We start from the raw sequence: 12,690 nt of genomic DNA on the forward strand, positions 1-12,690 counted from the left end.
AGCGACACAGGGGGAAGAAGGCATGACGGCCGAGCTGGTGCGGGGGCAGAACCACCCGCTCTCCCAGGCCCGTCTGGAGATCCGGATCTCGGCCGGCACACCGATCGTGGCCGTAGCCACACTCGGCGACGAGCAGGGCAGGATCCACGGCGTCGAGTGGGTGGCCCATCCCGGTGCCCCCACCCTGCCCGGCCTCGAGGTCTCCCGGCAGGCGGCCGCCGACCATCGCCTCGCGGTGGACCTGGACGCCATGCCGGAGGCCGTCCACCGTGTCAGTGTGCTGCTCGCCCTGCCGACGGGGGCCGGCGGCCCGACCCGGTTCGGCGCCGTCGCGACCCCCTTCGTCGCGGTCACCGGCCTCGACGGCACCGAGGTCGCCAGTTACACGATCACCGGCCTGGAGGCCGAGTCGGCCGTCGTGGCGCTGGAGCTCTACCGCCGCCAGGACGCCTGGAAGGTACGCGCCATCGGCCAGGGGTACGACGGTGGCCTCGCCGACCTCTTCACCGACCAGGGCCTGCCCCAGGCCCAGCAACTCGCGGGCAGCATCAACGAAGCGGTGGCCCAGGGCATGGCCCGCTCCGTGCCGGCACCCCCGCCACGCACCGACGGCGACCGCTCCCGGCAGGCGGCTGCGCCGGCCCTCGGCCCGGACCAGGGCGGCCCCGCATCGCAGGGCACATCAGGCCCCGTGTCGCAGCCGACATCGCCGTACGGCACGCAGACGCCCGGCGCGCCCGACCAGCCGACGCCGCCGCCGACGTCCCCGTACGGCACCCAGGCGCCCGGCATACCGGGCCAGCCCGCGGCGCAGCCGTCGTTCCAGGGCGGACCCGGCGCCACCGACCCGGCGCAGCCGTCCGCTCCCACCTCGGGCGGCCCCATCAACTACAGCCACCCGGGCCGTCAGAACACGGCTCCGCCGCCGCCCCCACCGACCGCACCCCCGGCACAGCCCGGGCAGCCGACGCAGCCCGTGGCGGGCGACGCCACCGGCTGGTCCATGGACGAGCGGCTCTACAACCAGGTGTGGGGCATGTTCGAGGACCTGGCCCGCACGACCGCCGCCTACCGCAGCGCGGTCGACTTCGCCGACTCGCGCATGGAGAAGGAACTCGACCAGGTTCTGTCGGACCCGCGCAGCCGGATCGGCGGTCAGGGCGACGCCGCGCGCGAGGCGGCCCAGGCCAAACACACACAGCTCGTCAACCAGGCCAGGGCCACGCTCGACCGGGACATCGCCCAGCTCACCGCCGAGTCCGAGGTCGTCGAACCCGCGCTGCCGCATGCGTACGCGCGCTGGGACAACCCCGTCTGGCACGGCTACCGGGTACCGATGGAGATCCCCATGGCCCTGCGCCTGGGCGACCTCCACCTGCCCGAGAGCGAGTGGCTGCGCATCCCGATGCTGGTCCGGCTGCCGCTGGAGCGGGGCCTGTGGGTCGACAGCGGAGGCAGCGGCTCGCTCGACGGCTCCTTCACGGACTCCCATGACCTGCGGCGCCTCGCGATGGAGACGGCGGTGGCACACGCGGCACGGCTGCTCGCCGTCTATCCGGCGGGCGAGTTCACCGTGCATGTCATCGATCCCGCCGGTTCGGGCGCCCAGGCACTCGTAGCGCTGGTGCAGAGCGGCGTGCTCGCTGCCCCGCCCGCCGTGGGCGCGGCCGGTGTCGCGGAGGTCCTCGCGCGGCTCACCCAGCGGGTCGACCTGGTGCAGATGGCGGTGCGCGGCGGTGCTCCCGACTCTCTGCCGCCCGATTTCGACACCTCCGAGCAGCTGCTGATCGTCAACGACTTCCCGCACGGGTTCGACGACCGTGCCGTGAACCAGCTGCGCTACCTGGCGGACGAGGGCCCGGCCGTCGGCGTCCACCTGATGATGGTTGCGGACCGCGAGGAGGCGGCCGCCTACGGCCCGCTGCTCGACCCGCTGTGGCGCTCGCTGATGCGACTGACCCCGACGCCGGACGATCACCTCGCCGACCCGTGGGTGGGGCATGCCTGGACCTACGAGCCCCCGCTCGTGCCGCCCGGCAGCCAGGTGCTCCAGCACGTACTCGCACAGGTCGCCGCAGCTCGGGCCAAGTACCGGTAAAGCGCCTCTGACCAGCGAACTTGGCACTTCTTTTACCAATTGCTTTACCTTTCCTTGGTAATTGGGTACTGTTCATTGCACGGAGGGGAGTACTCCCTGTCGCTGCGACGTACCCGTCAATACGGATCCGGCCAGATCCCGGGGCGTCGGCCCAATAGTGGGTGGAAGAGACCTCCGGCGCGCGACGACGCTGACATTTGCCGTTACGACTGCCGGAGGCGCAGCAGTGGAAGTTTCCACGACCCTTTGGGTCCTGACCATCGTGGGCCTTGCCGCCCTGATCGCCGTCGATTTCTTCATCGGCCGCAAGCCGCACGACGTCTCGATCAAGGAAGCCGGTATCTGGACGGGCGTCTGGATCGCCCTGGCCGGCCTCTTCGGCCTCGGCCTGCTCATCTTCGGCGGCGGACAGGCCGGCGGCGAGTTCTTCGCGGGCTTCATCACCGAGAAGTCGCTGAGTGTCGACAACCTCTTCGTCTTCGTCCTGATCATGGCGAAGTTCGCTGTGCCGTCCCAGTACCAGCAGCGAGTGCTGCTGGTCGGTGTCCTCATAGCCCTGGTGCTGCGGGCGATCTTCATCGCCGCGGGGGCCGCGATCCTCGCCAGCTTCGCGTGGGTGTTCTACCTCTTCGGTGCCTTCCTGATCTGGACCGCCTGGAAGCTCATCCAGGAGGCCCGGGCCGGCGACGAGGACGAGGAGTTCGAGGAGAACAAGCTGCTGAAGGCGGCCGAGCGCAGGTTCGGTGTCGCCGACCGGTACCACGGCACCAAGCTGTGGATCCAGGAGAACGGCAAGCGGGTCATGACCCCGATGCTGGTCGTGATGCTGGCTATCGGTACCACCGACGTGCTCTTCGCCCTCGACTCCATCCCGGCGATCTTCGGCCTGACCCAGGACCCGTACATCGTGTTCACGGCCAACGCCTTCGCGCTGATGGGTCTGCGGCAGCTGTACTTCCTGATCGGTGGCCTGCTGAGGAAGCTGGTCCACCTCAGCTACGGCCTGTCGATCATCCTCGGCTTCATCGGCGTCAAGCTGGTGCTGCACGCCTTGCACGAGTCCGGGGTGCACGTCCCCGAGATCAGCATTCCGGTCTCGCTCGGCGTGATCTGCTCCGTCCTGATCGTCACCACGATCACCAGCCTGAGGGCCTCCAAGAAGAAGGCGGCGGCCGAGGCGGCGCAGCAGGGGCGGAGCGAAGGCGCTCCGAAGGACAGCATCGACGTCTGACCACGTCGGACGTAGGAAGAACCAACACCGGGAGTGGTGCCCAGCGAATTGCCGAGCATCGCTCCCGGTGCTTCGTTGGGTGCTGGGGTGTCCCCGTCCGGGGACACCACGGCCGGGGGTGGAGGCACCAATGGACGCGCCCAACAAGTTCGTACAGATCATCGACTTCGAGACCGAGCGCATCGAAGAGATGCGGGAACTGGCCCACGAGACGGAACAGCGCCTGGCGGGCCGCGACGGCGGCCCCACGCGACGCATCGTCCTCAAGGACCGGGGGCAGCCCAACCGCTACCTCGTAGTGATCGAGTTCGCCTCGTACGAGGACGCGATGCGCAACAGCGACGACCCCGAGACGAGCAAGTTCGCGGAGCAGATGGCCGCGCTGTGCACCGCGCCGCCGTCCTTCACGGACTGCGACGTACAGGAGACGACCGATTTCGCGTAGCGACATACGAAAGACAGGGGCCCCGCAACCCGAGGGCGCGGGGCCACCTGACAACCACTCGGACCGGAATGCGAACCCCCAAGCCCTCTGCGACGATCGCTCCATGATCGATCGGCTCAGGTCGCTCACGACAGGGTGGACGTACCTCGTGCCGGTGCTCGCGGTCGTCCTGCTGGCCTTCACCTGGGGACGGGACCTGTCCGGCGCGGTCGTTGCGCTGGTGACGCTGGTCCTCGCGGGTGCCGTCCTGGCCGCCGTACACCACGCTGAGGTGGTCGCGCACCGCGTCGGCGAACCCTTCGGCTCCCTCGTCCTCGCCGTCGCCGTCACGATCATCGAGGTCGCCCTGATCGTGACCCTGATGGTCGATGGCGGCGACAAGAGCTCCACCCTCGCCCGGGACACGGTCTTCGCGGCCGTGATGATCACCTGTAACGGCATCGTCGGCCTGTGTCTGCTGGTCGCCTCGCTGCGGCACCGTACGGCGGTCTTCAACCCCGAGGGCACCGGCGCCGCCCTCGCGACAGTCGCCACCCTGGCCACGCTCAGCCTCGTGCTGCCGACGTTCACCACGAGCAAGCCGGGCCCGGAATTCTCCACCGTGCAGCTGACGTTCGCCGCGGTCTCCTCGCTGATCCTGTACGGCCTGTTCGTGACCACCCAGACCGTGCGGCACCGCGACTACTTCCTCCCCATCACCCGGCAGGGCGACGTGATCACCGCGGAGGACCACGCCGTCGCGCCCTCCCGCCGCACAGCCCTGATCAGCTTGGGGCTGCTGGGCCTGGCCCTGGTCGGCGTGGTCGGCCTGGCGAAGGGGGTGTCGCCGACCATCGAGTCAGGAGTGGCGGCGGCCGACCTTCCGCATGCCGTCGTCGGCGTGATCATCGCCCTGTTGGTGCTGCTTCCCGAGACGATCGCTGCGCTTCGCTCCGCCCGTCGCGACCGTGTGCAGACCAGTCTGAACCTCGCGCTCGGCTCGGCGATGGCCAGTATCGGCCTGACCATCCCCGCGGTCGCCCTGGCCTCCATCTGGCTCTCCGGCCCGCTCGTCCTCGGCCTCGGCCCCACCCACATGGTGCTGCTCGCCCTGACGGTCGTGGTGAGTGCGCTGACCGTGGTGCCGGGGCGGGCTACACCGCTGCAAGGTGGCGTCCACCTGGTGCTGTTCGCGGCCTACCTGGAGCTCGCGCTCAATCCGTAGCCGCCCAGTTCCGCAGCACTGGCGTCCCGCGGTCGCGGCGTTCCGGAGCCCGTCACCCCGTGGCGGGCTCCGGCGCCACGGCAGCCACCGGACGCGTCTCGGGCAGCAGCGCGAAGCACCCCAGGCTGAGCAGCGCGACCCCCGTCAGATACGCCCCAACACCCCAGGGCACCCGACCGCCCTGCTCGACGAGCGCTGTCGCCACGATCGGCGTGAGCGCGCCCCCGAGGACGCCGCCGAGGTTGTAGCCCACCGCGGCGCCCGTGCAGCGCACCCGGGGCTCGTACAACTCCGGCAGATACGCGGCGATCACAGCGAACATCGTGACGAACGCGAGCATCGCCCCGAGGAAACCGAGGAACATCAGCAGCGGCTCACCCGTGGCGAGGAGCGCGACCAAGGGGAACATCCACAGGGCGGAGGCAGCGCACCCGATCAGGCACAGGGGCCGCCGGCCGTACCGGTCGCCGAGAATCGCCACCACCGGTGTGAGCGAGCCCTTCACCACGACCGCGCCCATGATGCAGACCAGCATGACGCCGCGGCCCACGCCGAGCCGCTCGGTGGCGTAGGCGAGGGACCATGTCGTCACGGTGTAGAAGATCGCGTAGCCGATCGACAGGGCCCCGGCCGTCAGCAGAACGAGCCGCCAGTGGTCGCGGACGACCTCGGCGAGCGGCACGCGCGCGGGCTTGTCGATTTCGAGGAACCGAGGACTCTCGGTGAGCGAAGACCGCAGCCACAGCCCCACCAACGCGAGCACTCCCGCCGCCCAGAACGGCACCCGCCATCCCCACGCGGCGAACTGGGCATCGGACAGCGTCGCCGACAGCCCCAGCACCACACCGTTGGCGAGCAGGAAGCCCAGCGCGGGCCCGACCTGCGGGAAGCTCGACCACAGGCCGCGCCGCCCGGCGGGCGCGTGCTCCACCGTCAGCAGCACGGCTCCGCCCCACTCGCCGCCGAGCCCGAGCCCCTGCAGGAAGCGCAGCAGGAGCAGCAACAGGGGAGCGGTCACACCGATGGTGTCGTACGTCGGCACGCAGCCGACCGCGACCGTGGAAGCGCCGGTCAGCAGCAGCGAGGCGACGAGGACCGGTCGGCGTCCGTGCCGGTCCCCGATGTGCCCGAACAGCACCGACCCCAGTGGCCGCGCCACGAAGCCCACGCCGAACGTCGCGAAGGCGGCCAGGGTTCCCGCCAGTGGCGAGAACGTGGGGAAGAACAGCGGCCCGAGTACCAGCGCCGCCGCGGTCCCGTAGACGAAGAAGTCGTAGAACTCGATGGCCGTGCCGGCGAGTGACGCGGCGGCGAGCCGCAACATGGAGGGCGCCCTTACAGTGCGTGCATCGTGCATGCTGCGTCAACTACCCACGGTGACCACCAGTTACGGGGGCGCGGGGGCGGTCGGCCGCGTTCAGTACGTGACGGTGATGCGCCGGGCGGGGCCATCGACACGCACGATGCCGCCGTAAGGGATGACGAGTTGCGGGTCGGTGTGTCCGAGGTCCACGTCGAAGACGATCGGAGTGTTGGGGGCATACATGCGCATGGCCCGCAGCACGGCCTCGCGCTGCTCAGCGGCGTAACGAGCGGCCTCCTCCGGGCCATTGGGGTGTTCGAAGGACCACGTCTTCGCACGGCCCATCAGCAGCGCGGAGAAGCGCTGGAGCAGACCGCGCTCGCCCATGTTGCGCAGGGTCCAGAAGACCTCGTTGGCGCTCGGCATCTCCTCCGACGTCTCCAGCAACAGCACTCCGCCGTCGTACTCCGACAGGTCACGAGCGATCTCACGGTCGGCCATCAGCAGCCACCCGACGATCTCCAGGCAGCCGCCCCAGGTGCGGCCTTCCACCACCTGGTCGGCGTTCACCCAGGTCCACCCGCCTCCGGGCCGCGTCTCCGGCTCCGCATCGAAGGTCGTCGGGTCGGCCCAGTCGCGATTGATGTCGTTCCAGCGCTCGGCGGGCCGGAGTTCGTACTCGCCCGACGTGAACAGCGCTGCCCGCAGGGACTCGGCGGTCTGCGGGTGCATGGCGCCGGGGCGGCCCAGCTCGCACATCACACTCACGCCGTGATAGCCGACGATTCCGGTGTTACGCAGGAACATGAGCAGGTTCGTGTTGTCGCTCATTCCGAGGAACGGCTTGGGGTTCGCCCGGATCAACTCCCGGTCCAGCAACGGCAGCACGGTGATCTGGTCATCGCCGCCGATGGACGCGATGACCGCTTTGATGCCCGGGTCGGCGAAGGCGGCGTGGATGTCGTCGGCCCGCTCCTGAGGCGTGGAGCCCATCTTGCGGGTCGCCGGGTATTCGACCGGTTCGAGCCCGTACTCCTTGCGCAGCCGCTCCAGACCCAGCTCGTAAGGGAGCGGGAAGAGCCCGGGCAGGCCCGCGCCGGGCGAGACGACGGCGACGCGGTCGCCGGGGGAGGGCTTGGGCGGGTACGAGATCGTGGTCATACCGGGAGGGTAGGACGCACGGCGTGCACTGTGCACCGTGATAAACCGGGGTCTGAGCAGCGGTCTTCGACGGACCGCGCAACCCCGAACGGACCGGAGGAACCGTGCCCCGCACCCTGGCCAACGCCCCGATCATGATCCTCAATGGCCCCAACCTGAACCTGCTCGGCCAGCGCCAGCCGGAGATCTACGGCTCCGAGACCCTGGCCGATGTCGAGGCTCTGTGCGTCAAGGCGGCTGCCGCGCACGGCGGCACGATCGACTTCCGGCAGTCCAACCACGAGGGGGAGTTGGTCGACTGGATCCATGAGGCACGGCTGCATCACTGCGGGATCGTGATCAACCCCGGTGCCTACTCGCACACCTCCGTGGCGATCCTGGATGCGCTCAACACCTGTGACGGCCTTCCGGTGTTGGAGGTCCATATCTCCAACATCCACAAGCGCGAGTCGTTCCGGCACCACTCGTACGTCTCGCTGCGCGCCGACGGGGTCATCGCGGGGTGCGGTGTGCAGGGGTACGTGTTCGGTGTGGAGCGGGTCGCGGCGCTGGCCGGGGCGGGGCAGGCGGACACGTGATGACGGCGGGCGGGGCGGAGATGTAAGGACCGCCCGCCATGGTGGGGCGGTCCTTACACATGCCTGCACAGTGCCTGAACATGCCTGGGCGGCCTCACAGGCGTCCCGCCTCCACGATCCTCCGCAGGAAGCGCCGGGTGCGTTCCTGCTGCGGATCGCCGAAGATCTGCTCGGCCGTGCCGTGCTCCAGCACCACGCCTCCGTCCAGAAAACAAACCTGGTCGGCCACCTCGCGGGCGAACCCCATCTCGTGCGTGGCCAGCACCATCGTCATCCCGTCCTCCTTCAAGTCGCGGACAACGGTGAGAACTTCGCCGACGAGCTCGGGGTCGAGGGCGGCGGTGATCTCGTCGAGCAGCAGCAGCCGGGGACGTACGGCCAGGGCGCGCACGATCGCGACCCGCTGCTGCTGACCGCCGCTCAGCCGGTCCGGGTACTCGCCGGACTTGCCGGCCAGCCCGAGCCGCTCCAGCAGCTCACGCGCGCGTGCCTCGGCCTCCGCCCGGGAAACGCCGTGCACGCGCCGCGGGGCCAGGGTGATGTTCTCCAGGACCGTCATGTGCGGGAAGAGGTTGTACGCCTGGAACACCACGCCGATACGGCGCCGTACGGCGTCCTGGTCGACGCGTGGATCGGTGATCTCCTCGCCGTCCAGCCAGATCGCGCCGTCGTCGATGTCCTCCAGCAGGTTCGCGCACCGCAGCAGCGTGGACTTGCCGGAGCCGGAGGCGCCGATCAGGGCGGTGACCGTGTGCGGGGTGACCTCCAGGTCGACGTCCCGCAGTACGACCGAGCTGCCGAAGGTCTTGCGCACGGACTCCATGCGCAGCACGGGTACGTCGCTCACAGGGCTCCTCCTTGGGCGCGCCGACGGTCCATCCGGGCCGTCACCCAGTCCGTGAAGCGCGTCATCGGAATGGTCAGTGCCACGAAGACGAGGCCCGCGACGATGTACGGCGTGTAGTTGAGGCTGCGGCCCACGATGATGTCCGCGGCCCGCACGGCATCCACCGCACCGCCGATCGAGACCAGCCCGGTGTCCTTCTGCAGCGACACCAGGTCGTTCAGCAGCGGCGGCACCTGACGGCGTACGCCCTGGGGCAGGACGACGTGCCGCAGCGCCTGGCGGTTGGTGAGGCCGAGCGAGCGTGCCGCGGCGCGCTGAGAAGGGTGGACGGACTCGATGCCCGCGCGGAACACCTCGGCCACGTACGCCGAATACGTCAGTGTCAGGGCCGTACCGCCCAGCAGTACGGGATCGACGGTCACGCCCTGCAGCCGCAGCGCGGGGACGCCGAGGACAACGATCATGAGGTTAATGATGAGCGGAAGACCCCGGAAGAAGTCCGTGTAGGCGGCCGCCAGGGCCCGCAGCGGGAAGAACACCGGGCCGCGCAGCGTGCGGGCGACGGCGATGAGCATCCCGAGAACCAGCACGGCCGCGCCGCAGATCAGCAGCAGCCGGACGTTCAGCCAGAGCCCTTCGAGGATCTTCGGGAACGCCTCGCGCGCGTACTGCCAGTCGAAGAACGTCTCCTTGGTGCGCGGCCAGCCCGGCGCGTTGACCACGACCAGGTAGAGAACGACGCCCGTGACCAGCGTGGAGAGCGCCGCGATGGCCGTGGCTCGGCGGGCGCGGGCACGCTTGTAGCGCTCGCGGTCGACACGTCGCCGGGAGGGGACGTAGCCGTCGTCGCCCGGGACGGACGTGCCGTCGTCCGCGCCTTCCTGGCCGGACTCCTCCTTCGTGACCGTCACTTGAGCACCGGAGCGTCGACGGCGTCCGACAGCCACTGCTGCTCGAGCTTGCCCAGAGTGCCGTCCTCGCGCAGGGCGTCGACGGCGTCCGACACGCACGCGGTGAGCGCGCTGCCCTTGTCGAGCACGAGCCCGAACTGCTCCGGCGTACCGCTCTGGTTCTCGAACTGGCCGACGATCGTCGCATCCGTCACCTCGGCGGAGGTGATGTAGAAGGCGGTCGGCAGGTCGACCACGACGGCGTCGACCTGACCGTTCTTCAGCGCGGACTTGGCCTGGTCGTTCTTGGCGTACGCGGCGGCCTGCTGAGTCGGCTTCACCACGTCGTCGATGTAGTTGAGGCTGGTCGTGCCCACCTGGGCGCCGAGCTTGAGGTCCTTCAGGTCCGCGATGCTGTTTGCCTTGGCGGCCTCGGTTCCCTTCAGCGCGATGACGGCCTGGCGGACGTCGTAGTAGCCGGAGGAGAAGTCCACGGCCTTCTTGCGCTCGTCGCTGATCGACACCTGGTTGATGTCGAAGTCGAAGGTCTTCTCGCCGGGCGCGAAGGCCTTGTTGAACGGCACGCTCTGCCACATGACGGCGCTCTTGTCGTAGCCGAGTTGCTCGGCCACGGCGTACGCGACCGCCGACTCGAAGCCCTCGCCGTTGGCCGGATTGTCGTCCTTGAACCAGGGCTCGTATGCCGGCTCGTCGGTGGCGATCGTGAGCTTGCCGGAGGTCTTGGTGGCCAACTCGCCCTTGGCGCAGGTGTTCCCGGCCGATCCCGACGGTGTTCCGGTGGCCTGCTCCTCCGGCTGCGGAGCACAGCCGAGAGCGGTGGCGATCAGGGCTGTCGTGGCGACGACGACGGCGCGGCGCAGTGCGCGAGGGGCAAGGTGCATGGCGCGAGATTGGCAGTGGGCCGCCGTGTTTGTCGAGGTCACGGCGGTCAGTTTCCGCATAGTGGGAAGGCGTGTTGCGTCCTTGTGAACACAGCCCGCTTCCCCGGCAGCAGAAGCCGCCGGGGCCGCCGGTCGAGGGCGGGGTTGAAGACCGGCGGCCCGTACCGCTCAGGAGCCGTCATCCTTCGCGGGGCTGCTTCCAGTTGACTGCGCAACAACGCGCGCCGGGAGCGCGCGCAGGACACCAGCGCGTGTGAACGGTTCACACGGGGCGCGTGCGCGGGGGCGCACCGCGCGCGTGCTTGCCACGGCGGCGGCGCTCGCCAGGCCCCGCTCGGCGGTGACCTGCCCTGCGGTCACCAGCCCGCGGTCACCAGCCCCGCGCGTGCCACTCCGGCAGATGAGGCCGTTCCGCGCCCAGCGAGGTGTCGTTGCCGTGCCCCGGGTAGACCCATGTCTCGTCCGGCAGGGCGTCGAAGATCTTCGTCTCGACATCGTGGATCAGACTGGCGAACGCCTCCGGGTCCTTACGGGTGTTGCCCACACCGCCCGGGAACAGACAGTCCCCTGTGAACACATGGGGATGTCCGTGCGGGTCGTCGTAGACGAGAGCGATGGACCCCGGTGTGTGCCCGACCAGGTGGCGCACGGTGAGCTCCACGCGCCCCACCCGGATGATGTCGCCGTCGTCGACCAGGACGTCGGTCGGCACCGAGATGCCGTCGGCGTCGTCCCGGCCGGCGTACGTGCGCGCGCCGGTGGTGTCGACGACCGCGGCGAGCGCCTGCCAGTGGTCACCGTGCTGGTGGGTGGTGACGACGGACGCGATGCCGTCGTCACCGATCATGCCCAGCAGTGTGTCCGCCTCGTTGGCGGCGTCGATCAGTAGTTGCTCGTCGGTGGCCCGGCAGCGCAGCAGATAGGCGTTGTTGTCCATCGGGCCGACCGCGATCTTGGTGATCATCAGGTCCTTGAGCTCGTGCACGTCGGCAGGGCCACCGACCGTCACCTGTCCGCTGTACGTCATGTCGGCAGCCTATAGCGGCAGAGCGGGCCCTGGGCCGTCCGGGCCACCGCAGGGGGCAGAGCGTTGCGGGCAGAGCGGCCCTGGGACCGTACGGCTGTTACAGCGGGGGCAGCGACGGCAGCATGCCGCCTTCCGCGGTCAGCGCGGAGCCGTCGCGGCGTCCCGCGAGCCAACCGAGCAGATCGGGTCCGGAACCTCGGACGGTGACCTCGGGAGTGCCCGCATCGCGGCCAGTCCTCCACGCGCGCGTGCCGTCCGTGAGACGCGTCGAGGGCACATCGGGGTGCCCGGCGAACCGCTCCGCGAGGAAGTCGGTCTCCCGTTGCACGAACTCCGCCGGCAGATCCTCCAGCTCGTACCCGGTCCCGAGATCCACATGGTGCAGCTCCACCTCGACCCAGCGCCGGAACGGCACCCGGGCCGCCGCGTCGGTGACCCCGTTGCGCAGCTCCACCGTGCGTGACCAGTCCGCGGGTGCCGCTCCCGTCTCCTGGAAGCGGGCCCCACTGTCGCGCACGTCGGTGAGCTGCACATCGAGGGGTCGAGGGGCGTCCCGCTCGATGTCGGCGTCCCGGGCGGTGCCGGAGACGTACATGGGGCGCCCCTCGAGGACGTTCACGAGGGCGTCGGCGTTGCGGGCGATGTGGGCGAGGACGTGGCCGCGGCTCCAGCCGGGAAGCCGTGACGGCTCGGCCACCGACGCGTTGTCCAGTTTGGCCGCTGCGGTGAGCAGCCTTTCGGTCGCTTCACGTACAGACACCAGGTCACGAGCGTGATCAATCATGGTGCTGACATTAGCCTCGCCACACCTTTGGGTGAAGGTGGTGAACGAGTGCCATAAATCGAATGCGCGTGCTATAGGGTCGGTCGTGACGTCGGGCATGCTGGATGGCCCGGGATTGTTGTCCCATTCGGGAATCCGACCGGCGTTGTCAGTGGCTCCCCATAGTCTGAGGAACACGGGGGCCTAGTCCGAGAAAACACGGGGGCCTCGCCCCCCTGTC

Annotated in this window: 12 protein-coding genes; 5 read left to right on the plus strand and 7 right to left on the minus strand. The window is 69.6% G+C overall.

Annotated elements, in window-relative coordinates:
• The first annotated feature begins 22 nt into the window (after positions 1 to 22).
• The 4 genes from OHO27_RS32325 to OHO27_RS32340 all read left to right on the plus strand — a co-directional run bounded on the left by OHO27_RS32325 (position 23) and on the right by OHO27_RS32340 (position 4,978).
• Positions 23 to 2,098: a TerD family protein gene (locus OHO27_RS32325; protein ID WP_328428494.1), complete on the plus strand. Its 2,076-nt coding sequence runs from the start codon at positions 23 to 25 to the stop codon at positions 2,096 to 2,098.
• A 226-nt stretch (positions 2,099 to 2,324) separates the two neighbouring features.
• The gene (locus OHO27_RS32330) at positions 2,325 to 3,329 is read left to right on the plus strand and encodes a TerC family protein (protein WP_328428495.1); all 1,005 of its coding nucleotides are present in this window, start codon (positions 2,325 to 2,327) and stop codon (positions 3,327 to 3,329) included.
• Positions 3,330 to 3,459: 130 nt separating this feature from the next.
• Positions 3,460 to 3,774, plus strand: a complete 315-nt coding sequence (locus OHO27_RS32335) for a hypothetical protein (protein WP_328428496.1) — start codon at positions 3,460 to 3,462, stop codon at positions 3,772 to 3,774.
• Between the two features lie 103 nt (positions 3,775 to 3,877).
• Entirely contained in the window at positions 3,878 to 4,978 is a 1,101-nt protein-coding gene (locus OHO27_RS32340) for a calcium:proton antiporter (RefSeq protein ID WP_328428497.1), read from the plus strand.
• A gap of 52 nt (positions 4,979 to 5,030) precedes the next feature.
• Here the strand turns inward: OHO27_RS32340 and OHO27_RS32345 are convergent, their stop codons facing one another.
• Entirely contained in the window at positions 5,031 to 6,302 is a 1,272-nt protein-coding gene (locus OHO27_RS32345; protein ID WP_328428498.1) for an MFS transporter, read from the minus strand.
• 93 nt (positions 6,303 to 6,395) lie between these two features.
• The gene (locus tag OHO27_RS32350) at positions 6,396 to 7,442 is read right to left on the minus strand and encodes a S66 family peptidase (RefSeq protein WP_328428499.1); all 1,047 of its coding nucleotides are present in this window, start codon (positions 7,440 to 7,442) and stop codon (positions 6,396 to 6,398) included.
• A gap of 104 nt (positions 7,443 to 7,546) precedes the next feature.
• On the opposite strand from OHO27_RS32350, the gene aroQ reads away from it, so the two are divergent.
• Entirely contained in the window at positions 7,547 to 8,020 is a 474-nt protein-coding gene (gene aroQ, locus OHO27_RS32355) for a type II 3-dehydroquinate dehydratase (protein WP_328428500.1), read from the plus strand.
• Between the two features lie 94 nt (positions 8,021 to 8,114).
• On the opposite strand, the gene OHO27_RS32360 is transcribed toward aroQ, so the two are convergent.
• The 5 genes from OHO27_RS32360 to OHO27_RS32380 all read right to left on the minus strand — a co-directional run bounded on the left by OHO27_RS32360 (position 8,115) and on the right by OHO27_RS32380 (position 12,470).
• Positions 8,115 to 8,843 carry an amino acid ABC transporter ATP-binding protein gene (locus tag OHO27_RS32360; RefSeq protein ID WP_328430620.1) on the minus strand — a complete coding sequence of 243 codons (729 nt, stop codon included), beginning with the start codon at positions 8,841 to 8,843 and terminating at the stop codon, positions 8,115 to 8,117.
• A gap of 20 nt (positions 8,844 to 8,863) precedes the next feature.
• Positions 8,864 to 9,778, minus strand: coding sequence for an amino acid ABC transporter permease (locus OHO27_RS32365; RefSeq protein ID WP_328428501.1), 915 nt, complete (start codon positions 9,776 to 9,778; stop codon positions 8,864 to 8,866).
• A complete protein-coding gene (locus OHO27_RS32370) occupies positions 9,775 to 10,659 on the minus strand; it encodes an ABC transporter substrate-binding protein (RefSeq protein ID WP_328428502.1) in 885 nt (294 codons plus the stop codon). The genes OHO27_RS32365 and OHO27_RS32370 overlap by 4 nt, the downstream gene beginning before the upstream one ends.
• 370 nt (positions 10,660 to 11,029) lie before the next feature.
• Complete coding sequence (locus OHO27_RS32375) at positions 11,030 to 11,686, minus strand: MBL fold metallo-hydrolase (protein WP_328428503.1); 657 nt, start codon at positions 11,684 to 11,686, stop codon at positions 11,030 to 11,032.
• A 97-nt stretch (positions 11,687 to 11,783) separates the two neighbouring features.
• Positions 11,784 to 12,470, minus strand: coding sequence for a maleylpyruvate isomerase family mycothiol-dependent enzyme (locus tag OHO27_RS32380; RefSeq protein WP_328428504.1), 687 nt, complete (start codon positions 12,468 to 12,470; stop codon positions 11,784 to 11,786).
• Positions 12,471 to 12,690: the final 220 nt, after the last annotated feature.

The sequence above is a fragment of the Streptomyces sp. NBC_00443 genome, from assembly GCF_036014175.1.
Taxonomy (GTDB): domain Bacteria; phylum Actinomycetota; class Actinomycetes; order Streptomycetales; family Streptomycetaceae; genus Streptomyces.